Here is a 20722-nt window from a genome sequence, read left to right on the forward strand (position 1 = left end):
TGTCACAAGCATGCACTTCATAATGATACTTATGGGACTTTACTTACTACTTGTCTGCTACCTGGTGTGGTGGAGATTTACTCCGTCGGCTGTGTGCCATCTATGTGCGTTGATTTCATTGTCGCTTTTGAGTTTTCTTCCCACACCAGAACCTGAAACCCGACATCCTGGATTCGGCGTTTTTATAATTCTGAGTTCGCTGTTTGGGGTATGCTTGATCTATCGTTTGACAAGCTTCTACATAAACCGACTGTTGTTTCCTGCGGTCAGAATTTAGATAGATTTAGTATCTCGCGACCAGCTGTCGCGACTTTGTACCTTCATGAACACCACCACGCTTGCCATTTTGATCACGCTCGGCTTCAGCATCGTCGGCGTTGTGGGGGACTACTTTCTGAAACTGGCCAGTGGGCACGCCAACCCGCTTAAGTCGGGCTGGTTTTATATTGGGTTCGTGCTGTACGCCTCGACCGCGTTTGGTTGGGTCTATGTGATGAAGTATCTCAAGCTCGGCACGATCGGCGTGCTCTATTCCGTGTGCATGATCCTGTTCCTCACCGTCATCGGCGTGGTCGGCTTCAAGGAATCGCTCAACTACTACGAGATCGCCGGCTTGGTGATGGCGATCATGTCGCTGGTGTTACTGACTCGGTTTGCATGATCACATGGATCAGTAGGCCGGCTGCGACGGATTGAGATTGTGAAACTGCGCGTTCTCCGGCGGACCGATCGTGCTGAGTTCGAGCCGCAAGACGCGTAGGGCTTTTTCAAAGTCGGTGGCTTCAAACACCAAAAGATGCTCGAACGTGTCGACCGTTTGTGGATCGACCTGCCGTAGATGATTGGAATAGATGCCAGCCTTTTCGTGACGTAAGACCGAACGCAACGGGTTGATATATTTCGTGCGGACCTCTTCGGGCGAAAGCGTCGAACGGAAGGAGAGGCCGATTTTGTGCATGGTGTCGTTGCTAGGCGCTAGGACTTAGGCGCTAGTCTTTGGAATAATACTCGCATTGCTTTACTAACAACTAGAGTCTAGCGACTAGCGCCTACGAAACCACTTGCTTCGTCTTCAGCAAATCGATCACGCGGTCGACGCATTCGTCGACGTCGAGTTCGGCCGTGTTGAGGACCAAGTCGGGCGCCGTCGGGGCTTCGTATGGGGCGCTCACGCCGGGGAAGTTGGCGATCTCGCCGGAATCGGCCGCGGCGTAGAGTCCTTCTTGATCACGCTTACGGCAAATCTCGATCGGCGCGTCGAGATGCACGACGAAAAACTTGGGACGACCCACGACCTCGGCCGCCTTTTGGCGAACTTCTTCCTGGGGAGACAAAAATGCCGCCAGACATATCAACCCAGCATCGTTCATCAGCTTGGCCACCTCAGCGGTGCGCCGCAGATTTTCGCTGCGGTCATCAACGGTAAAACCCAGATCGCGGCTGATGCCACGCCGCATATTTTGACCGTCGAGCACCGTGACGGCGTGACCCATGTCAAAGAGTCGGCGCTCCAGGGCGTAAGCGGTCGTTGATTTGCCAGCCCCGGCAAGACCGGTGAACAAAACGGTAACGGGTGTTTGGCTGAAACGGCCCGCACGTTCGGCGAGCGTGACGTTGCTGCGTTCGGCGACCAAGCGTTCGTCGGCTTCATCGGTCCAATGATCCTTCTGGGCCGCGGAAGACTGCTGCAGGATCATTCCCGCACCCACGGTGACGTTCGTCATGCGGTCGATCACGATGAACGAACCGGTGCCGTGGTTACTACGGTAATTGTCGAACGCAATCGGCTGGTTCAAGCGAACTTGGCAGCGGCCGATTTCGTTGAGTGCCAGCTTGTCGGTATCCTGCCGATGAAGCGTGTTAACGTCGATGCGGTAACGAATCGACGAAATGCTGCCCGAGACAATCTTGGAAGCCTGCTTAATGTAGTACTGCTTGCCGGGAGTCAGCGCATCGTCGGCCATCCAGACAATCGTGGCGTCGAAAGCATCGGCTATCGTCGGCACATTTTCCGGTCGCACGAGCATGTCGCCGCGGCTAACGTCGATTTCATCTTCGAGCGTGAGCGTCACCGACATGGGCGTGAATGCTTCTTCGAGTTCGCCATCGAACGTGACGATCGACTTCACGCGGCTCGTCTTGCGCGAGGGGAGCGACATCACGGTCTCGCCTTTGCGAATCCGACCCGAAGCAATCGTGCCGCAAAAACCTCGGAAATCAAGATTCGGACGATTCACGAACTGCACGGGATAGCGGAAGTCGATAAAGTTGCGATCCGACGCAATATGCACGTTTTCCAAGTGGTGCATCAACGTGGAACCTTCATACCACGGCATTTTGTCGCTGTGGTCGACCAGGTTATCACCCTTGAGCGCGCTGATCGGGATGAAATGTTGATCGACCATGTCGAGTCGCGTGGCGAAGTCGCGATAGTCGCTTTTGATTTTCTCGAAGACTTCCTCGCTGTAGCCGACGAGGTCCATCTTGTTGACCGCGACCAACACGTGCTTGATGCCCAAGAGCGACACAATGAACGAATGCCGCCGAGTTTGGGTCATCACGCCGTGACGTGCGTCGATCAAAATGATCGCCAGATCGCAGGTGCTGGCCCCCGTGGCCATGTTGCGGGTGTATTGTTCGTGGCCGGGGCAGTCGGCAATGATGAACTTGCGTTTGGCCGTCGAGAAGTAGCGGTACGCCACGTCGATGGTGATACCCTGTTCGCGCTCGGCCTTGAGACCGTCGGTCAGGAGCGCGGGGTCGAAGTCGCCCCCCGTGGTGCCGTGGGTGGCACTGTCGCGCTCAATCGCGGCGAGCTGATCCTCGTAGATCATCTTGGTTTCGTAGAGCAGCATCCCAATGAGGGTGCTTTTGCCGTCGTCGACGGACCCACAGGTCAAAAAGCGGAGCATCTCTTTGTGCTCGTGCTGCTTGAGGTAGGCGTCGATGTCGGTGGCGATCAGGTCAGATTGGTGGCTCATATGTTTTGTTATTTGATAACCACAAAGGCACGAAGAGCACTAAGATTGCTTCTCAATTCGTATCAAATTTTTCTTTGTGGACTTTGTGACTTTGTGGTGATTAAACGAAATTAGAAATAGCCTTCTTTTTTCTTTTCTTCCATCGAGCCGCTTTGGTCGTGGTCGATCACGCGGCCTTGGCGCTCGCTCGTTTTGGTGAGCAGCATTTCTTGGATGATTTGCTGGAGCGTCGTGGCATCAGACTCGACCGCGCCGGTCAACGGATAGCAGCCCAATGTGCGGAAGCGAACCCGCCGCATCTGGGGCTTCTCACCAGGCTCGAGGGGCATGCGATCGTCGTCCACCATAATCAAGGTGCCATCTCGCTCGACAATCGGTCGCTCGGCGGCGAAGTACAGCGGGACGATGGGGATGTTCTCGAGATGGATGTATTGCCAGACGTCGAGTTCGGTCCAGTTGGAAAGCGGGAACACGCGAATGCTTTCCCCTTTGTGAACCTTGCCGTTGTAAAGGTCCCACAACTCAGGGCGTTGGTTCTTGGGGTCCCACCGATGGTGCTTGTCGCGGAATGAATAAACCCGTTCCTTGGCGCGGGATTTTTCTTCGTCGCGTCGGGCACCGCCAAACGCGGCGTCGAACTTGTGTTTGGTGAGCGCCTGTTTGAGCGACTCGGTTTTCATGATGTCGGTGTGGACTTTGCTGCCGTGGGTGAACGGCCCCACGCCTTGCTTCACACCTTCTTGATTGATGTGGACGATCAAATCCCAACCGAGTTGCTTGCGGATGAGGTCCTCGCGGAATGCGATCATTTCGCGGAACTTCCACGTGGTGTCCACGTGCATCAGAGGAAACGGAGGCTTGGCGGGATAAAAAGCCTTCTCGGCTAGCCGCACCATCACCGAAGAGTCCTTACCGATCGAGTAGAGCATGACCGGGTTCTCAAACTCGGCGGCCACCTCGCGGATAATATGGATGCTCTCGGCTTCGAGCTGCTTTAAGTGGGTCAGATTGTACGACGACATGGAAGTCTCAAATGTCCTAAACGGAAGCGACGCTGGGAGTTGCCACGACTAAGGTCCAGGCATGTTCTCCCGTGCAAATTTGCGTAATCGGTAGAATCGCTAGTCTAGGTTTAAGAGAAAGGGAAAACAACTCGGAACCCACCCCCGCAGGGTCGGCTGGCTTCGCTTGTCCGCAATTTTCGGGCAAAAGCCAGAACATTTGGCTCTCTGGCCCGTTCAAACTCTTGTACCCACCCAAAAACAGGGAAATAATAAAAACAGCAAGGGTCGGGAATCTGTAGGCTAGGGGGGCTGAGTTGCTAGGGGCTGGCCCTTTCCTAAAAGAGTCTCTGAGGAGCAGAGTCCGACATGCTATCTCTTCCGCGGAACAGAATCTTGGATCAACCGAGCAGGTGTTGGTTCAATTCGCACTTGGTTTGAAAGAAAACATATAGCCCCAAGGTTGGCCGCGCTAGCGCAGCCGATCAGTTAAGTCCGCCTATGCCCAGCTCATCACTCGATTTCCGCTTCGTGAAGCTCGCCTTGCGTATCTGCATGCTGCTCGTGAGCGTTTGTGGCGCGGACTTCGCGCGAGCAGATTGGAAAGATGACATTGGCTACACCAAGCTGGTGAACACGCTCAACAGCATTGGTAGCGCGGTCCCTGATGGAAGCGGTGTGCCGATCTCGATAGTGGAAGCGGGGGGGTCCACCAACCGTAATTACTGGGTTGATACTAGCCTCGGCGAATTTGGCACCAGTGGAGATCCGTTCGACACGGCAATTACCTTTATCGATGGAAGCAACAATGCAAATAAGACCGTAAGCAACCACGCAACAAACCAAGGTCGCAATTTTTTTGGTAACTCTACGAGTGTAGCGCCAGGAGCCAATTCGGTTACGGTTTATGAAGCTGGTCTGTCCTTGAATCAACAACTTCGTGCCCCCACGGGAGGCGTTCCTGAATTCCTTGATTTCCGTGTTCAAAATCACAGCTGGATTGGCAGCTTTGCCGTGAACGACAACGCTCCCACCACGACGGAACTTGAACAAGATGTATTTGCGCTACGTCGTTTTGATTTTATGATCAATCGCGACAACCTCACTGCGTTTGTCGGACTCGATAATACAACCACCGCTTTACCGCGGTTGATGACCCAAAGTTACAACTCGATCGCTGTGGGCCGCACGGACGGAATCCACAGTACGGGTCTCACGAATATCACCGCATACGGCCCTGGACGCAGCAAGCCTGACCTTGTTGCTCCCCGCACGACATCAAGCGCCGCCACTTCGACCACTAGTGGAATCGCAACTCTGCTGCACAGTGCCGTGGCTGGGAGTGACGCCAGCAAAAGCGAAGTCATGAAGGCCATGCTGATGGCCGGTGCGACGAAAAACGAATTTCCCACTTGGACTCGGACCGCCACACAACCGCTCGACGACACTTTCGGCGCGGGGGAAGTAAACGTCTATAACAGCTATCTGATGACCGTTGGCGGGCGTTACGTTGGAACCACCACCCCCGAGACGGCGGTCGGCTCGCATGGCTGGGATTATCAAACCATCCTGCCGGGCTCGGGCAACGAACTTAAATACAAATTTTCGATCGCTGAGGGAAGCACCGCCCCCGAGCTGTCGATTTTGCTCACCTGGAACGTGAACGTCTCGAGCGGGTTTGGCAGCCAGACGCTCGCCAACATGGATCTCACGTTGACCGATTCGTTGGGACAAATCGTGGATCAAAGCCTCAGCACGGTCGACAACGTCGAGCACATTTATCTCACGAACCTCGCGGCGGGAGATTACACGCTCAGCATTAATTCCGACACGATTCGTGATTTCGGCCTCGCCTGGCGGATGTCGTCTCTGTATGACACCCCTTCAGCGGACTTCGATCAAGATGGCGACGTCGATGGCCGTGATTTTCTCGCTTGGCAGCGCGGCTTCGGCACACTGATCAATGCCACTCTCGACCAAGGAGACGCCAACGGCGATGGAGCCGTGGATGCGGATGACCTGATGATCTTCCACGATCAGTTCGGCCCCTTGGTGGTCGATCCCCCGATGAGCTTCTATGCCGTCCCCGAACCGGGAAGCGCCGTTCTCATCGGCAGCGGCATCGTGATGTTCTTCCTGGCCCGCCGGCGCTGTGTGTGAAAGCAAGCGGCGGTTCAGTCGCCACCCTTCACGACGTGCAGCAATCCTCCCACGGCGGCGAGCGTGGCGCCGGTCCACAATAAGATTTGACTCCAGCGCTGGGGTTCATTTTGGGCTTGTTCGAGCTTCTTATTGAGCTTTTGGAATTCCGTGTTCAAATTCTTATGGTAGCGAGCTAGTTCCTCGGGCGTGCGAGCCATGCTTTCGGACTGTTCAACAGTCGCAGCATGAAGTTCGCGAGTCACCTGACTGAAGGCTTGTGAATCTTCGATTGTCCATTGGCGTTTGGAAAGGCCAGACAATGGCAGAAAGGAGGCAAGCACTAATACCACGCCCAGGATGAGCAGTAGAGGCGGTATAACCTCTAATCCGATTTTGCGTGTGCGTTCGGCCATGCTCTATGGAATTTGAGATTGGTTTTGGCCGTCATTGATGCTTACCGCATAGGCAAAGACAAAGTCGTCGACATCATCCCCCACAAACTGAATATGACCGTCCAGATATGCGGCATTCACGCCACCAGGATGCAAACTCCGCGGCGATGCCGAGTAATAGCCCTTACTACCAACCTGACGATTCCACCCCAAGCAAGGCATCCGCTGTAAGTCGGACTGAAGCTGCTGTTCGTCCTTGCAAAAGAATAATGTGTCCTTAACAATTCCACGCGAGTTGGGAAGTTGGGTCTGTCCGACGCTGGCCGGATCCGCCCGATAAGTATCTTCGTAAAGGCAAAAAGGATATTTTCTACCGTCGGGGCAGAGGTGATGCATATCGACCGATAAAACGCTGGAACCGGCCCAGGGGACAGCCCAAGCCCCACGTTCATCAAGTTCATTATCGAGTGTGCGGACTTCGCTAAACGCAATCGTGTTGGTCGTGCCATCGGTCACTTTGCGTAGGTTCTGCCCGGTTGCGATCAATGCACCTGGCCAAAGTAATTGCAGGTCGATGTGCATCGGAGTGACGTAAGCGGCATAGTTGCCCTTGGCCATGTATTTGCCTGCGGTAGCGGTTTCGTCCGCGTGAAACAGCCCACGGGCACTATCGCTCGGGCAGAGATAGGCCTCCACGAACTCAGCCTGGGGATTCCTTACCTGCTCAAACACCGATTTCGACATATCAAAAGCATCATAGAGATTTTGTTGTTCCATGAAGGGAAGCAGCAGCACGGCCCAGCTGAACTGCTTGCCACTTTCCGGATCAAACGCCATGAAATTGCTGGAATTGCTGCCGATGGATTCTTCAAGATCCGTTACTGCGGACGGCGGCAAATGCTTTTTGCTAATTTCGTAGTTCTGAGTCGCCAAGGAAATCTGCTTGAGGTTGTTCATGCATTGCGTGCGACGGGCGGCTTCGCGGGCGGCTTGGATCGCGGGGAGCAGCAGCGAAATCAGCACCCCCATGATGGCAATCACCACCAGCAGCTCCACCAACGAAAAACCGTTGCGATCAGCACGAGCGTGCTGGGAGCGTGAACGAATTAAACGGAAATCGACCATAGTGCTCAAACTAAGGGTGCGCAGAAGGCGTAAGAGACAAGTCCCCACTGACCCAGGTTTGGCCCAACCCCGAGATACCTGATTATACGATGCGAGTGCGACTCGGGCTATTTACTCGCATGGCCGGGGTTTGCCGCATGACGAATCCCTTGGAAAATCGGCCACGACCGCGAATTTGGCGGGTTGGGCAGGTTTTGAGGGGAGTCAGGCCCCAGGCCAATCGGTATACTATTTTGCTTAACTTTTCGGACAGGTTTCTGTAAGAACTGCCACTGACTATTAACCCCTCCAGGAGTCGATATGTTTCGCTCATTACCCGTTGTTGCGTGCGTGGCCGCGTTGTCGGTCGCCGCGAGTTCGTCGTTTGCCCAACAAGGGCAAGAAGGTTTGCCCGCCGCCGCGGCACCGGCAGCCCCTGCCGCCGAGGAGCCTGAGACGGCCCCGGTTTACAGCTACGCCATCGGCCTGGAAATTGGCAGCAATTTCAAAGGGGATGACGTGCAACTCGACATCGACAGCTTGATCGCCGGGATCAAGGACGCGATGAACGACGCCCAGCCCAAGTACGACGAAGCCACCTGCATGAGAGCCCTTCAAAAGCTGAGCGAAGCCCGCGCGGGATCGATTGTCACGAAGAACAAAAAGTTCTTGGAAGAGAACAAAAAGGCCGAGGGAATTGTCACGCTCCCCAGCGGTTTGCAGTACAAAGTCCTCAAAGCAGGCACCGGTGCGACCCCTACCGCCAAGGACACTGTCCGCACGCATTACGAAGGCAAACTGATCGACGGCACGGTGTTCGACAGCTCGTTAAAGCGTAACGAACCGGCCGAATTCCCTGTCGAGGGCGTGATCGCCGGTTGGACCGAAGCCCTGCAAAAGATGAAGGTCGGCGACAAATGGCAGCTCTTTATTCCGAGCGAATTGGCCTACGGCGAATCCGGTGCCGGAGGCGTGATCCCGCCGCACGCGACGTTGATCTTTGAGATCGAATTGTTGGATATCCCCAAGTGATCATGAGTTAGCCGGCATCGTCCCGATGCCGATTAGCGATCATTGGCGCGGCATCGAAACGATGCCGGCTAACGACGAATGTGAAATAAGCCCGGCGAGCGACTTTGCTTTGCCGGGCTTTTTTTATTGGGAGAAACCAACATGCGGATCGCTGCTTTCTGCTGGACTGTTTGTTGTGTCGCGCTTCTTGCGGCTTCGTCGCGAGCGCAGGCACCTGCCGATACTCCCGTTGCCAACCCAAAAATTGAGAAGCAACTCGCACTTATCAAAACTCTTGCGGACGATCATGGCTACAAACTAGCCGAGGGAGAACCGTTCAAGTTCATTAAGGACCCTCAGAATCAAGAACGGCATGAGGTCCGCAAACTGATGATGCCGCCGGGACTGCCTGCGGATGCTCAGCCAAAAGAAGGTTTTGATCCCTTCTCTCTTGTCCTACATGCCTTGCCCGAGGGAACAATCGTTTCGGGCACGTCCAGCGGTGGGGTTGTGACATTGTCCGAAGTGCTCGACCACGTTTTGCACGTGAAACGCTACGAGCTCGATTGTCCGCCCAATTTGCTGATGACTTACATGCCGGGAGATTGGGTGACCGTTTCTTTGCCTGATAAGCGTCAAATCGCAAGTGAAGCCGGTGCGACAGCGCTGGAAAAGATTCTAAATGAGCAGTGCGGCCTAAATGTGAAAGTCCACTGGAAAACCGAGGAGCGACCCGCCTTGGTGCTGAAAGGAAAATACAAGCCGAACCCGATTTCCTCGGAGGGCAAAGGTGTCTCGCCTGATTACGATGGATCATTCGGCATTCCCGCGCGACGCGATCACCGGGCCGGCGAGTCGGGGACCTACGAAATGTTCATGCAATCCCTCGGCGAAACACTCCTGCTTCCCGTGATTGACGAAGCCGAGGTTTCGCCCGCGAAGAAATACTTCGTGTGGATTCACTCGGGCACACCGGTCAAGAACTCGGCACGGCTCCCCGCAGACGACGAATCTCGAGTGATCGACGCTCTCCGCGAACAACTCGGCTATGAAATTGTGATCGAACCTCGAGAGATTCTGATTCTCTCGATCCAGCCCGCCGGGAATTGATGCAACCCATGTTGCGGAAACGCAGCGCTTGGTGGCAAGAATTCCCCCAATCTGGCGGGGAATGTATCACTTCTGATTATTGTTCCCATTCGGAGCATCTGAAAACGGGCTAATGCGTAGCGCCAGCAAGTATTTAAGTCCCGCTTTTCGGCACAAAATGGAGCTACCCTTGTTGCGGGGCGTCAATCTCCAGCTAGAATCTCTGACATGCCTAGATTTCCTAGAAATTCAGGGCTTCGCAATCGTAAAAGTCTCGGCTGGGTAGATTAGGTAAATTGGTTATCTGATGCCCTACCGACTGTGGTTAGTTTTTTTCAGGAGATGGAGGGCAACAAATGTCTCGTAAGATGTTGTGCCTGTTACCAGCTATTGCCTTGCTGGTTGCGGGAGTCCAAGCCGACGCTTGGGCAGGTTTGTTCAAAAGGCATCATGGTGGCGGGTGTTGTGAATCCACGCCAGCTTGTGGTTGTGAAGAAGCCGCACCATGCGGCTGTGAAGGTGCTGCAACCGGCTGTGGCTGCGAAGGGGAAGCTGCCGCGCCGTGCGAACCAACGGTCGTCAAGAAGACGGTCATGGTTCCCGAATACGTGACCGAGACCCGCAAGGTCAAGACCACGGAATACAAGCAAGAAGAGCGTACTCGTACCTACACGGTGAACAAGCGCGTTCCTCAAACCGAGGAAAAGACCGAAACCTACACGGTCATGGTCCCCGAGAAGCGCACCAAGACGGTTGAATACACCGTCTGCAAACCGGTCACCGAAACCAAGACTCGTGAGTACACCGTTCAAGTTCCCTACACCGAGAACGTTGAGCAGAAGTACACCGTGATGGTCCCCACCTATGAGGACAAGACCGTCAGCTACGAAGTCAAGGTTCCCTACACCGAGAACGTTGAGCAGAAGTACACCGTGATGGTCCCCACCTATGAGGACAAGACCGTCAGCTATGAAGTGCAAGTTCCTTACACCGAAAACGTCGAACAGACCTACACCGTGAAGGTTCCTTACACCGAAGAGCGCGAAGGAACTCGCAAAGTCATGAAGCGTGTTCCCGAAACCACGATGAAGCAAGTCACCGTTCGCGGTGGCCATTGGGAAACCCAAACAATGGAAGTTCCCGCTTGTGGTGGTTGTGGTAGCTGCGGCGATGCATGTGGCTGCGACGGCGCTGCCGATCCTTGCACCAAGACCGTGTGCAAGCGCGTTTGGGTACCGACCTGCGAAACCAAGGAAGTGCCTTGCACGACCTACAAGTGCGTGACGGAAGAAGTTCCTTACAAGTACAACGTGTGCTTGACCAAGGACGAAACCCGCACCCGCACCGTATGCGTGCCTAAGTGCAAGACCGAAACTCGCGAAAAGACCGTCAAGGTCTGCAAGATGGTCGCCGAAGAGCGGACCCGCACTGTTTGTGTACCTAAGTGCAAGACCGAAACTCGTGAATGCACGGTCAAGGTTTGCAAGATGGTTCCCGAAGAGCGGACCCGCACCGTGTGCGTGCCTAAGTGCAAGACCGAAACTCGCACCTGCGAATATCAGGTCACGAGCTACGTCAAGGAAACCGCCACGAAGGAAGTGGCATACACCGAGTGCGTGCCCGTCGAAAAGACCCGCACCTACAAAGTGACCACCTACACCTGCGTCCCCGAAGAGAAGACCGAAACCTACACCGTTTGCGTGCCGGTTGAAGTCGAAAAAGAGGTCGAGGTGAAGGTTTGCAAGATGGTCGAGAAGGAAATCGAAGTGACCGAAGGCTGTGGCTGCGAAGCCGCTCCTGCTTGCGGTTGCAACTGAGATTGCACTTCTGATTGATGCCTAACACCGGGGGCTGAGCAAATTGCTCAGCCCCCGTTTTTTTTGTGTGAACGAAAATTGTCATCCCGAGGTGAGTTCGACGAGTCGAGGGATCTGGTATGCCCAACAAACTCGCAGGGATGGCGTGAAAAACTTGACGCCAGTTTCCTTCCGCCTCCGGCGGACCAAGGCTCTTTCTAAATGCCATCGGCCTCGGAGCTAGCTGCTAGCAATGTGTGGTGATCTCTCTTGTGATGCCCCGGCGGGGTTAGGTATATCCTTGCTCCTCTCGGCAGAACGTAGGCGCTTTTCTGATTGTTTCAACCATGTGTTTGGCTCGTAGCATCTTGATTTGTCTGGTCCTCTCGCTGCTCAGCGGAGTGACGGGGCGAGCGTATGGCCAGGATCTGTTGGGCCCCAGTGTTTTGGCTCCCCCCGGTGCAGTGGAGGATCTGCCGCCCTTGTTCGACTTCCCCCCAGTGGCTGTCACCGAAACGGCTCCTTCAGTCGTGGACGAAGCCTTGAGTGATCATCTGGAAGCGATCACCACCGAGGAGATGGAACTGGCCGAGCCCCCCGTGGTTTATGAATGGTACGAGTTGTCGTATTGGTTTGGTCCGGCCAAGTGGGACGCGGGCATCAACTTTGGCCTCAACGGCAGCCAAGGTGAAAACCGTTCGCAGAGCATTGCGTCGGGCGGATACTTAAAACGCGATGCTGAGTTTTGGACCTTTGATTCCGACATCAACTACAACTTCACTTCGTCCAACGAGCTTATCACGCAAAACAATGCTCTGTTCGATGCGCGGATCGATCGGAAGTTGGATAAGTCCGCCTGGACATTGTACGTGTTGAATCAAATTCTGTACGACGAGTTTCAACCGTTCGACTCACGCGTGGCGGTGAACTCCGGCGTGGGTTACAAGTGGGTCGACACCGACGACTTCAATTTGATTGGGCGTTTCGGTGCTGGTACGTCGCGCGAGTTTGGCGGCATCGATGACCAGTGGAAGGCGGAAGCGCTGTTTGGACTCGACTACGAATATCTGATTTCCGACAAGCAGCGATTCACGATCAAGGTCGACTACTTCCCCGAATGGAAGGATTTCGGGCTGTACCGCGTCGTGTCAGACGCGGGCTGGGAAATCGATCTCGATAAGCCCAAAAACATGAGCCTGCGGTTCACGGTCAACGACCGCTACGACAGCACCCCCAACGGCATGTCGCCGAACTTGGTGAACTACGCGGTGCTGTTGAATTGGAAGCTATAGCAAATAGCCGGGTCGTCACGGCCTGGTAACTGATCGGGCTCGGGACGAGCCCGGCTAACGGCGTTCTGGCGGCTAGCCCCTGGGCGCACCTTCCGGTAGCATGGAGGGTTTCCCACACCGGGAAATGACCGGCACTACTGACTGGACGTCGCGCGTCTGTTTCTATGAACGAATCCTTGCTCGAAAAGCTTCAACAGACGCTCAATCGCGAGATGCCGATCACGATCCCCATGGGACTTGAGGCACGGTCTTGGGACGGTCAGCAGTTGGCGATGGAAATGCCGCTCGAGCCGAATCGCAACCATCAATACTCGGCGTTTGCCGGCAGTCTCAACGCACTTTGCACGGCCACCGGCTGGGGCACGGTCTTCTTACTGTTGGAATCGCAAGGGATGTCGGGCAACATCGTGATCCGGCGGAGCACGATTCGTTATCATCGGCCCGTGCGCACGCCATTGTTCATCGCCCAAAGTCAGCCCGTGGCGAGCGACATGCTCGAATACTTCTACGAACTGCATCGCTTCAAAGGCCGCACGAAGATCGATCTGTCGGTGGAGATCGCCGACGAAGCGGGGCCGTATGTGACGTTTAGTGGTTCGTACGTGGTGCAGGAATAAGGGCACTGCTTCTGACCTCGCGGCTTGCGCCGGAGGCTAACACGGTTGTCATTCCTAAAATTGACCGCTTGACATATTCCGATATGGGAATATACTTCACGTATGGCGAGGGCAGCGACCACCACCGACGTTTTTAATGCGATTGCCGAACCGCGTCGGCGGGAGCTTGTTACCGCGCTCGCCGACGGTCAGCCGCGCACGGTCAATGAATTAGTCGAACGGCTTGGGTTAGCACAACCGACCGTGTCGAAACATTTGGGCGTGTTGCGCAAAGTCGGCATCGTTTCGGTCAGCAAGGATGGCCAACACCGGCTGTATCGCCTCAATGGCGGGGAACTCAAAGCCGTGTACGACTGGACAAAAACATTCGAGAACTTTTGGTCGCATCAACTCAGCCGCGTGAAGGAGCGGGCCGAGCGTCTCGCGAAAGAACAATCCACCAAGAAATCTTAGGGAGCAAATCATGGTCGCCCCAGTGCTTGAAGAAACCATACAGCTGTTGAACATCGTCAAAGAAATCGAAATCGCCGCGCCGCTGGAAATTTCGTTTGAGGCTTTGCTGGCGGAATTGGGACCCGAGTTCCAAACGCCTGACGGCTCGCCGATGCCGATGACTCTTGAAGCCTGGCCCGGCGGGCGTTGGTATCGCGACTTGGGCGATAACGCAGGCCATTTCTGGGGGCACGTGCAAGTCATCAAGCCGCCGAAGCTGATCGAAATCTGCGGGCCGATGTTCATGTCGTTTGCGACCGCTTCGCACGTGCAATATCGCCTCACCGCTGAAGGAGAAATGACACGCCTGTCGCTCATCCACACCGCCTTTGGCATGCTCCCAGACGGCCAGAGCGCCGGTATTCATGAGGGCTGGCAATACAAATTGAATCGCACGCGCGAGATCGCGGAATCGAAACGCTAAGCAACAATACAGTTTCAAACCAAGGAGATAGATCCATGACGATAGCCGATCAATTTTTGCAAGAATTCGCGGCCGAATCGAATACGACGCGTAAATTTCTCGAACGTCTTCCCGAGGACAAACTCTCCTGGAAGCCGCACGAGAAATCGATGACCGCTGGACAATTGGCCCTGCACATGGCGAGTGCGCCGGGCAGCGTGGTTCAGATGGCCACGCAGGACGAGTTTCAATTTTCGCAAATCTCGAACGACAGGATCCAGCCGGAGTCGTTACCACAAATACTTTCCGCTTTCGATGAAAGTGTGGACACCGTCACAAAGGTGCTACCCACGATCAGCGATCAGCAAATGCAACAAACTTGGCGGCTCATGGACGGCGACAAGGAACTCTTAGCCATGCCGCGAGCTGTGTTTGTGCGGACCATATTGTTCAACCATTTTTATCATCATCGCGGTCAATTCGGCGTGTACTTGCGGATGGTGGGCGCGATAGTTCCATCGGCCTACGGTCCGAGTGGCGACGAATTGCCCGAATTCTTGAAGAAATAAAAGAAAGAATGCGTTAGTATCGATCGCTTATTTATCACCGAAGCTGTAAAGCTTGTTGCGCGTGCGCACGAGCAAGCTGTCTTCGAGCGGCACGGGGGTGGCGACGCTGTGTTCGCCTAGTTCGTTTTCGGCGAGAACTTCTAACCCCTCGTCGACCGACGCGACAAACAGCGTGCCGTCTTCGCGAAGGCAATAGAGTTTGTCACCAGCCAGCAGGGGTGAACTAAAGTAGTTCGAGCGGCCTTTGGGTAAGTCGTCGGACCAGATCTCGTCGCCTGAGGCCAAGTCGAGGCACGTCACTTTACCACGGTCGCTTAGTACATAGATTTTATCGTCGGTAACGATGGGGCAGGGGACGTCGGCGCCGACACCCGGTCGATCCCAGATGCGATTTTTTGTGGTTACATCGCCACTGCCTCCGAGCCGCACCGCTGCTAGAAATTCGCCGCGGCCATAGGGCACGATTGCTACGCCATCGGCCACGGTCGCCGAGGCGATGGACCGCCACATCCCTTGGTCGTCGGGATTGAATCCTGCCGAATCCCAGAGCAATTTGCCGGTCGCGGCGTCGTGCCCGGTGAGGTGATCAGCCCCCCACGTGACAATCGTTTCGTGTCCATCGACATCCGCCACGGCAGGCGTCGTATAACTTTGATCCGATTCGCTGGGCCGCTCGTAGGTCCGCGATTCTTGCCAGAGCGTTTCGCCAGTGTCGAGATCGAGACAAGCCAAATAGGAGTCGCCCTCTTGCATGACCGCGACGACCACGCCTTTGGAAGTTAGAATGGGAGAGGTTCCCAAATCCCACCAGAGGGTATCTTTGCCGAATTCGTCCTGCAGGTTTTTATTCCACAGCACCTTGCCCGTGGGATCGGTGCAGGCGAGTTGGCCGCTCTTGAAATAGGCGACAACGTGCTTGCCATCGGTGACGGGCGACGGGTTACTGCCAGTGGCGACTTTATGTTTGCTCTCACGAGCAGTGCCAATCTCGCGCCGCCACTTCTCTTGCCCGTCAACTCCATACGCGGCGAGCACGTCTTTGCCGTCAGCTGTGACGGTGACATAGATGGTATCATCCCAAACGACAGGCGTTGAACTCCCTTCGCCTCCGAGATCGACCTCCCAGATCATGTTTTCGTTTTGGGAAAACTTAATGGGTAAGTTGGCCGCGGGGACGGCCAGGTTCGCCGCGGGACCACGCCATTGGGGCCAGTCGGCATGCAACAATGACGACGCGGCTAGAAGAAGATTGACCGAAACCAACACGCGCAAAGAGGATGCGTACATGGCGGACCTGTGAGACAAGACTTTTTGATTTTTAATGTTGCGATTTTATTCGCGTTCTTATTCTAGCAAGTTCTTGATTTACGCAACTCGAATCGTTTCTGGAGACCGTGCGACGCATTGCTTTGCGGCTCACTTAGGATTTTTTTATTGACGACTTGCAGTCCCGGTGTTATTTTACCGATTAGTTAATTAACCAACTGGTATACTATGCTTGCCGATCAACTGACCCATACGTTTTCCGCCCTAGCCGATCCGACGCGGAGAGCCATTCTCGTGCGGCTTTCCAAGGGGGAACGGAGTGTGTCGGAGTTGGCCCAGCCGTTTGAGATGACGCTGCCGGCCATCTCGAAACATTTGAAAGTCTTAGAGAAGGCGGGGCTCATCGAGCGTAGCCGCGCGGCACAATATCGGCCATGCAAGCTCAACGCCAAGCCGTTGCGCGAGGCCGCCCAATGGGTCGAGCAATATCGGCAATTCTGGGACGAGCGATTTGATCGGCTCGATGATTATTTAGCGGAACTGCAAGGCAAAACAGTGCAAGGGAAAAAGAAACGTGGACGCAAACACAAATAACCCCGCCGACGATTTCGTCATCGAACGGACTTACGATGCGCCGGTGGCGCTCGTGTGGCAAGCGATGATTGATCCGATGGCCATCAAGCAGTGGTTCATGGAATTTGAAAACTTTCGCCCCGAGGTAGGCTGCGAGTTTCAATTCACGGCCGAGGACCACGATCAGGTCAAGTGGCTGCATCATTGTGTGGTTAAGGAAGTTGTGCCCCAAAAGAAACTGGCCTACACCTGGCGCTATGACGGCCAACCCGGCGACACGCTCGTGACCATGGAGTTGTTCGAGCATGGCGCTGAAACGCGCATCAAGCTCACGCACTCGGGATTGGAGACGCTTCCGAAGCTGCCCGCTTTTGCTCGCGAGAATTTTGCCGCGGGTTGGACGGCTCTGATTGGCACATTGCTGAAAGACTATTCCGAAGGGCAGCCAATTTGCCCAGACCGCGAATACGTATGCTCGCGGGTGTTTGATTTTCCTCAGGAGCAAGTGTTTCGTGCGTTCAGCGATCCGGAGCAACTCGCCAAGTGGTGGGGCCCCGATGGGTTCACCAATACGATTCTCAAATTCGATTTTCGCGTGGATGGCGATTGGCATCTCACGATGCATGGGCCCGATGGCACCGACTATCGCAACGAGAGTGTGTTTGTCGAAATCAGCGAACCCAAACGCATTGTCTTCGATCATCTGCGGACCATGCACCGATTTCTGATGACGATGACTTACTTTGAATTCGAGGGGAAGACGCGGCTCACCTGGCGGCAACGATTTGAATCGCCAGAGGAATGGGAAAAGGTGAAGGCGTTTGTTCCCGCGGCGAACGAGCAGAATTTTGATCGGTTGGAAGAGCATTTAGGGAACAAATCATGAGCGAGCACGAATCCCAAGTTCTTGAAGCGGCTGACAACGAAATCGTGATCACGCGGTTGCTCGACGCACCGCGCGAATTGGTTTGGGAGGCGTGGACCAATCCCGAACACGTCGCGAAGTGGTGGGGCCCCAATGGGTTCACCACGACGACCAAATCACACGACTTCCGTCCCGGCGGGCTTTGGATTTACACCATGCATGGTCCTGATGGCACCGATTATCCCAACGAGGTCAAGTACATCGAAATCGTGAAGCCGGAGCGGATCATTCACTCCCATGGCGATGGCCAGCGAGAATGGTTTCAAGCTTCAGTTTTTTTCACCACCGAAGGGGACAAAACGCGGGTCACGATGAAACACCAGTTTCCGACCGCTGAGGCACGCGACGAAGTGGTGCTCAAGTACGGCGCGATCGAGGGGGGCAAGCAGCATCTGGCTCGCTTGGCGGAATTGCTGACCCAAATAAGAAAAGTCCAATAAGATTCATCCACAAAGACACTAAGAACACGAAGAATATTAAAAAATTCCAAATCGACCCCATCTTTCAGTTGATTTAGAATTACTCGTGACAAACGTAATGATATTCGGCCTAGCTTAGTGCTCTTGGTGACTTTGTGGTGCAAGTCTTTAACTGGGCTTCTTTATGAATACGACCTTAGCAGGCGACATCCGAGACATCGTCGATAGCGTCTACCGCAGCGAATCGCGGCGGGTGTTTGCCACGCTCGTGCGGCTGCTGGGGGATTTCGATTTGGCCGAGGAAGCGCTTTCCGATGCGTTCGCGGCGGCGGTTGCGCAATGGCCTACCGAGGGTGTGCCCGCCAATCCGCGGACGTGGCTCGTCTCGGCGGGGCGATTCAAAGCCATCGACACGATGCGCCGCCGGGCACGGTTTGATGCATCGCTAACGGCTATTTATCAGAAATTCGAGGCGAATCGTATCGATACCGTCACGGAGCCCAACGTTGATCGTGACGAGATCGAAGACGACCGATTGCGGCTAATCTTTACCTGTTGTCACCCCGCGTTGTCACCCGAAGCGCAAGTGGCCCTTACGATGCGCGAAGTTTGTGGGCTGACTACCGAACAAATTGCCAGTGCGTTTCTAACGACTCCCACGACGCTTGCGCAACGGATCGTGCGGGCAAAATCAAAAATCCGCGACGCGGGGATTCCGTATCAAATTCCGTCGCGTGAAGATTTGCCCGACCGACTGCATACCGTGCTACAAGTGATTTACTTGGTGTTCAACGAAGGGTATTCCGCTTCGTCGGGAGAATCCATCACGCGCGCGGACCTCTCGCAAGAAGCCATTCGGCTAGGGCGGTTGATGGTTGAATTGTTACCCGATGCCGAGGTTCTGGGTTTGTTGGCTTTGATGTTGCTGCACGAATCGCGGCGCGAGGCGCGGAATTCAGCCGAAGGTGAGATCGTTCTGCTCGATGATCAAGATCGCTCGCTGTGGAACCATGAGCACATCGAGGAAGGGCAACAATTGGTGGATCGAGCGTTTGCCTCGCAACAATTTGGGCCCTACATGATACAAGCCGGCATCGCGGCCATTCATGCCGATGCGGATACAGCGAGCGCGACTGATTGGTCACAAATCGTTGGGCTCTACGACGTACTCGCTCGCATTTCGCCTTCGCCGGTGGTGGAACTCAATCGAGCCGTGGCGGTGGCGATGCGCGATGGTCCCGCTGCGGGTTTGGAATTGGTCGACGCGATTCTCACGCGGGGCGAATTGGCGGACTATCATTTGGCCCACGCAACCCGGGCCGATTTCTGCCGACGGCTGGGCAAAACGGCCGACGCCCGCACTTCTTATCAGCAAGCCCTGCGGCTGGCTCGTCAGGAACCAGAGCGACGTTTTTTGGCGGGCCGACTGGCTGAATTGGGCTGATTTTCGGCCAAATATCGGCCATTTTCTTGGGCGCGAAATTTCCTGAGAAAAATTTTCGCGGTCTGTCGATTTGGGCTCTCGCTGGTCGACTACTTAGTGCTCGGCGGACAAAAACGAAGTTTTTGAATCATTAAAAGGGCCCTGCGACGCGTTGCGTCGCGGCTATTGAATAAGGAATAAGATCATGCACGACCAAAAGGTATTCATCAATCTGCCGGTGAAGGACTTGGAAAAATCGAAAGAGTTCTTCGGCAAGTTGGGCTACACGTTCAATCCGCAGTTCACCGACGAGAATGCGGCCTGCATGATCATCAGCGAAAACATCTACACAATGCTGCTGGTCGAGAAATTCTTCGCGACATTTACGACGAAGAAAATCATCGACGCGAATTCGAACGTCGAGGTTCTCACGTCACTCAATTGCAAGTCACGCGAGGCCGTAGATGAGATTGTGAAGAAGGCCCTCGCCGCTGGTGGCAAAATCCCGGATGAGCCGAAAGATCACGGCTTTATGTATGAGTGGGGCTTTGAAGATCTCGATGGCCACAACTGGGGACATTTTTGGATGGATCCGTCGTTCGTGCGGTAAACACGCAGTAGCCGCGATGCGACGCATCGCAGGACCGGCGATTCGTTGAATCGCGGCTATTCAACATAAAAAAATGACCTCATCGAGAACATAATCATGCAGACGATTCAACCATGCCTTTGGTTCGACACGCAAGCTCTTGAGGCGGCCGAGTATTACGTGTCGATATTCAAGAATTCGAAGATCAATCAGGTGACGCACTACGGCGAAAATATGCCAATGCCGAAGGGGACTGTGCTGACGGTGACATTCGAGCTTAACGGCGAACAGTTCATGGCGCTCAACGGCGGACCGATTTTTCAGTTCAACGAGGCGGTCTCGCTCATCGTCAATTGTGATACTCAGGAAGAGATCGACCACTACTGGTCGAAGCTGACGGCCAACGGAGGCCAAGAAGTGCAGTGCGGCTGGCTGAAAGACAAGTACGGTCTGTCGTGGCAAATCAGTCCCCGAAAGTTTGAGGAGTGGATGAAGGACCCAGTGAAAGGGGACCGCATGATGCAGGCCGTGATGCAGATGGTGAAACTCGATATTGCAAAACTGCAAGCCGCTTACGATGGGAATTAGAATCCCCCCTCCCGGTACTCGGGGAGGGGCTAGGGGAGGGTTTTCCAGTA

22 protein-coding genes are annotated in these 20722 nt (G+C 54.8%); 16 read left to right on the forward strand and 6 right to left on the reverse strand.

From position 1 onward, the window contains the following. The first annotated feature begins 322 nt into the window (after nucleotides 1-322). A complete protein-coding gene (locus AC6T8Q_RS20910) occupies nucleotides 323-661 on the forward strand; it encodes a hypothetical protein (RefSeq protein ID WP_500680922.1) in 339 nt (112 codons plus the stop codon). A 9-nt stretch (nucleotides 662-670) separates the two neighbouring features. Here the strand turns inward: AC6T8Q_RS20910 and AC6T8Q_RS20915 are convergent, their stop codons facing one another. From AC6T8Q_RS20915 to cysD, 3 genes are all read right to left on the reverse strand, one after another. Next, on the reverse strand, nucleotides 671-958 hold the full coding sequence (locus tag AC6T8Q_RS20915) for a hypothetical protein (protein WP_500680923.1): 288 nt from the start codon (nucleotides 956-958) through the stop codon (nucleotides 671-673). 91 nt (nucleotides 959-1049) lie between these two features. Next, nucleotides 1050-2981, reverse strand: a complete 1932-nt coding sequence (gene cysN / locus AC6T8Q_RS20920) for a sulfate adenylyltransferase subunit CysN (RefSeq protein ID WP_500680924.1) — start codon at nucleotides 2979-2981, stop codon at nucleotides 1050-1052. A 110-nt stretch (nucleotides 2982-3091) separates the two neighbouring features. Further along, nucleotides 3092-4003 (reverse strand): sulfate adenylyltransferase subunit CysD, encoded by a 912-nt coding sequence (gene cysD, locus AC6T8Q_RS20925; protein ID WP_500680925.1) that lies wholly within the window; start codon nucleotides 4001-4003, stop codon nucleotides 3092-3094. 480 nt (nucleotides 4004-4483) lie between these two features. Between cysD and AC6T8Q_RS20930 the strand changes: the two genes are divergently transcribed. Next, a complete protein-coding gene (locus AC6T8Q_RS20930) occupies nucleotides 4484-6142 on the forward strand; it encodes a dockerin type I domain-containing protein (protein WP_500680926.1) in 1659 nt (552 codons plus the stop codon). 14 nt (nucleotides 6143-6156) lie between these two features. On the opposite strand, the gene AC6T8Q_RS20935 is transcribed toward AC6T8Q_RS20930, so the two are convergent. Continuing rightward, nucleotides 6157-6537, reverse strand: coding sequence for a hypothetical protein (locus tag AC6T8Q_RS20935; RefSeq protein WP_500680927.1), 381 nt, complete (start codon nucleotides 6535-6537; stop codon nucleotides 6157-6159). Nucleotides 6538-6540: 3 nt separating this feature from the next. After that, nucleotides 6541-7641 carry a DUF1559 family PulG-like putative transporter gene (locus tag AC6T8Q_RS20940; protein ID WP_500680928.1) on the reverse strand — a complete coding sequence of 367 codons (1101 nt, stop codon included), beginning with the start codon at nucleotides 7639-7641 and terminating at the stop codon, nucleotides 6541-6543. Nucleotides 7642-7941: 300 nt separating this feature from the next. Between AC6T8Q_RS20940 and bamJ the strand changes: the two genes are divergently transcribed. The 8 genes from bamJ to AC6T8Q_RS20980 all read left to right on the forward strand — a co-directional run bounded on the left by bamJ (nucleotide 7942) and on the right by AC6T8Q_RS20980 (nucleotide 14889). Continuing rightward, nucleotides 7942-8652: a BamJ family beta-barrel-assembly machinery protein gene (bamJ, locus tag AC6T8Q_RS20945; RefSeq protein WP_500680929.1), complete on the forward strand. Its 711-nt coding sequence runs from the start codon at nucleotides 7942-7944 to the stop codon at nucleotides 8650-8652. A gap of 141 nt (nucleotides 8653-8793) precedes the next feature. Next, a complete protein-coding gene (locus AC6T8Q_RS20950; RefSeq protein ID WP_500680930.1) occupies nucleotides 8794-9741 on the forward strand; it encodes a hypothetical protein in 948 nt (315 codons plus the stop codon). Between the two features lie 335 nt (nucleotides 9742-10076). Beyond that, a complete protein-coding gene (locus tag AC6T8Q_RS20955; protein WP_500680931.1) occupies nucleotides 10077-11537 on the forward strand; it encodes a hypothetical protein in 1461 nt (486 codons plus the stop codon). A gap of 326 nt (nucleotides 11538-11863) precedes the next feature. Then, entirely contained in the window at nucleotides 11864-12808 is a 945-nt protein-coding gene (locus tag AC6T8Q_RS20960; RefSeq protein ID WP_500680932.1) for a DUF481 domain-containing protein, read from the forward strand. 164 nt (nucleotides 12809-12972) lie between these two features. Continuing rightward, entirely contained in the window at nucleotides 12973-13425 is a 453-nt protein-coding gene (locus AC6T8Q_RS20965) for a YiiD C-terminal domain-containing protein (RefSeq protein WP_500680933.1), read from the forward strand. Nucleotides 13426-13527: 102 nt separating this feature from the next. After that, nucleotides 13528-13878, forward strand: a complete 351-nt coding sequence (locus AC6T8Q_RS20970) for an ArsR/SmtB family transcription factor (RefSeq protein WP_496920557.1) — start codon at nucleotides 13528-13530, stop codon at nucleotides 13876-13878. Between the two features lie 10 nt (nucleotides 13879-13888). Continuing rightward, nucleotides 13889-14341, forward strand: coding sequence for an SRPBCC family protein (locus tag AC6T8Q_RS20975; protein WP_500680934.1), 453 nt, complete (start codon nucleotides 13889-13891; stop codon nucleotides 14339-14341). Nucleotides 14342-14376: 35 nt separating this feature from the next. Next, nucleotides 14377-14889, forward strand: coding sequence for a DinB family protein (locus tag AC6T8Q_RS20980; RefSeq protein WP_500680935.1), 513 nt, complete (start codon nucleotides 14377-14379; stop codon nucleotides 14887-14889). A 27-nt stretch (nucleotides 14890-14916) separates the two neighbouring features. Here AC6T8Q_RS20980 and AC6T8Q_RS20985 read toward each other — a convergent pair whose 3' ends face one another. Then, the gene (locus AC6T8Q_RS20985; RefSeq protein WP_500680936.1) at nucleotides 14917-16176 is read right to left on the reverse strand and encodes an outer membrane protein assembly factor BamB family protein; all 1260 of its coding nucleotides are present in this window, start codon (nucleotides 16174-16176) and stop codon (nucleotides 14917-14919) included. 207 nt (nucleotides 16177-16383) lie between these two features. Between AC6T8Q_RS20985 and AC6T8Q_RS20990 the strand changes: the two genes are divergently transcribed. The 6 genes from AC6T8Q_RS20990 (at nucleotide 16384) to AC6T8Q_RS21015 (ending at nucleotide 20672) form a co-directional block, all read left to right on the forward strand. Then, entirely contained in the window at nucleotides 16384-16749 is a 366-nt protein-coding gene (locus tag AC6T8Q_RS20990; RefSeq protein WP_500680937.1) for an ArsR/SmtB family transcription factor, read from the forward strand. Then, entirely contained in the window at nucleotides 16730-17614 is an 885-nt protein-coding gene (locus AC6T8Q_RS20995) for an SRPBCC domain-containing protein (RefSeq protein ID WP_500680938.1), read from the forward strand. The genes AC6T8Q_RS20990 and AC6T8Q_RS20995 overlap by 20 nt, the downstream gene beginning before the upstream one ends. Continuing rightward, nucleotides 17611-18093, forward strand: coding sequence for an SRPBCC family protein (locus tag AC6T8Q_RS21000; protein WP_500680939.1), 483 nt, complete (start codon nucleotides 17611-17613; stop codon nucleotides 18091-18093). The genes AC6T8Q_RS20995 and AC6T8Q_RS21000 overlap by 4 nt, the downstream gene beginning before the upstream one ends. A 163-nt stretch (nucleotides 18094-18256) precedes the next feature. Beyond that, the gene (locus tag AC6T8Q_RS21005) at nucleotides 18257-19516 is read left to right on the forward strand and encodes an RNA polymerase sigma factor (protein ID WP_500680940.1); all 1260 of its coding nucleotides are present in this window, start codon (nucleotides 18257-18259) and stop codon (nucleotides 19514-19516) included. Between the two features lie 184 nt (nucleotides 19517-19700). Next, on the forward strand, nucleotides 19701-20105 hold the full coding sequence (locus AC6T8Q_RS21010; protein WP_500680941.1) for a VOC family protein: 405 nt from the start codon (nucleotides 19701-19703) through the stop codon (nucleotides 20103-20105). A 96-nt stretch (nucleotides 20106-20201) separates the two neighbouring features. After that, nucleotides 20202-20672 (forward strand): VOC family protein, encoded by a 471-nt coding sequence (locus AC6T8Q_RS21015; RefSeq protein ID WP_500680942.1) that lies wholly within the window; start codon nucleotides 20202-20204, stop codon nucleotides 20670-20672. Nucleotides 20673-20722 lie beyond the last annotated feature (50 nt).

This window comes from Bythopirellula sp. (assembly GCF_041737835.1).
Lineage (GTDB): Bacteria > Planctomycetota > Planctomycetia > Pirellulales > Lacipirellulaceae > Bythopirellula.

What these genes read in the sequence shown, in the direction of transcription:
- AC6T8Q_RS20910 (WP_500680922.1), top strand. Translation starts at nt 323, where the DNA reads ATGAACACCACCACGCTTGCCATTTTGATCACGCTCGGCTTCAGCATC.
- AC6T8Q_RS20915 (WP_500680923.1), bottom strand. Translation starts at nt 958, where the DNA reads ATGCACAAAATCGGCCTCTCCTTCCGTTCGACGCTTTCGCCCGAAGAG.
- cysN (WP_500680924.1), bottom strand. Translation starts at nt 2,981, where the DNA reads ATGAGCCACCAATCTGACCTGATCGCCACCGACATCGACGCCTACCTC.
- cysD (WP_500680925.1), bottom strand. Translation starts at nt 4,003, where the DNA reads ATGTCGTCGTACAATCTGACCCACTTAAAGCAGCTCGAAGCCGAGAGC.
- AC6T8Q_RS20930 (WP_500680926.1), top strand. Translation starts at nt 4,484, where the DNA reads ATGCCCAGCTCATCACTCGATTTCCGCTTCGTGAAGCTCGCCTTGCGT.
- AC6T8Q_RS20935 (WP_500680927.1), bottom strand. Translation starts at nt 6,537, where the DNA reads ATGGCCGAACGCACACGCAAAATCGGATTAGAGGTTATACCGCCTCTA.
- AC6T8Q_RS20940 (WP_500680928.1), bottom strand. Translation starts at nt 7,641, where the DNA reads ATGGTCGATTTCCGTTTAATTCGTTCACGCTCCCAGCACGCTCGTGCT.
- bamJ (WP_500680929.1), top strand. Translation starts at nt 7,942, where the DNA reads ATGTTTCGCTCATTACCCGTTGTTGCGTGCGTGGCCGCGTTGTCGGTC.
- AC6T8Q_RS20950 (WP_500680930.1), top strand. Translation starts at nt 8,794, where the DNA reads ATGCGGATCGCTGCTTTCTGCTGGACTGTTTGTTGTGTCGCGCTTCTT.
- AC6T8Q_RS20955 (WP_500680931.1), top strand. Translation starts at nt 10,077, where the DNA reads ATGTCTCGTAAGATGTTGTGCCTGTTACCAGCTATTGCCTTGCTGGTT.
- AC6T8Q_RS20960 (WP_500680932.1), top strand. Translation starts at nt 11,864, where the DNA reads ATGTGTTTGGCTCGTAGCATCTTGATTTGTCTGGTCCTCTCGCTGCTC.
- AC6T8Q_RS20965 (WP_500680933.1), top strand. Translation starts at nt 12,973, where the DNA reads ATGAACGAATCCTTGCTCGAAAAGCTTCAACAGACGCTCAATCGCGAG.
- AC6T8Q_RS20970 (WP_496920557.1), top strand. Translation starts at nt 13,528, where the DNA reads ATGGCGAGGGCAGCGACCACCACCGACGTTTTTAATGCGATTGCCGAA.
- AC6T8Q_RS20975 (WP_500680934.1), top strand. Translation starts at nt 13,889, where the DNA reads ATGGTCGCCCCAGTGCTTGAAGAAACCATACAGCTGTTGAACATCGTC.
- AC6T8Q_RS20980 (WP_500680935.1), top strand. Translation starts at nt 14,377, where the DNA reads ATGACGATAGCCGATCAATTTTTGCAAGAATTCGCGGCCGAATCGAAT.
- AC6T8Q_RS20985 (WP_500680936.1), bottom strand. Translation starts at nt 16,176, where the DNA reads ATGTACGCATCCTCTTTGCGCGTGTTGGTTTCGGTCAATCTTCTTCTA.
- AC6T8Q_RS20990 (WP_500680937.1), top strand. Translation starts at nt 16,384, where the DNA reads ATGCTTGCCGATCAACTGACCCATACGTTTTCCGCCCTAGCCGATCCG.
- AC6T8Q_RS21000 (WP_500680939.1), top strand. Translation starts at nt 17,611, where the DNA reads ATGAGCGAGCACGAATCCCAAGTTCTTGAAGCGGCTGACAACGAAATC.
- AC6T8Q_RS21005 (WP_500680940.1), top strand. Translation starts at nt 18,257, where the DNA reads ATGAATACGACCTTAGCAGGCGACATCCGAGACATCGTCGATAGCGTC.
- AC6T8Q_RS21010 (WP_500680941.1), top strand. Translation starts at nt 19,701, where the DNA reads ATGCACGACCAAAAGGTATTCATCAATCTGCCGGTGAAGGACTTGGAA.
- AC6T8Q_RS21015 (WP_500680942.1), top strand. Translation starts at nt 20,202, where the DNA reads ATGCAGACGATTCAACCATGCCTTTGGTTCGACACGCAAGCTCTTGAG.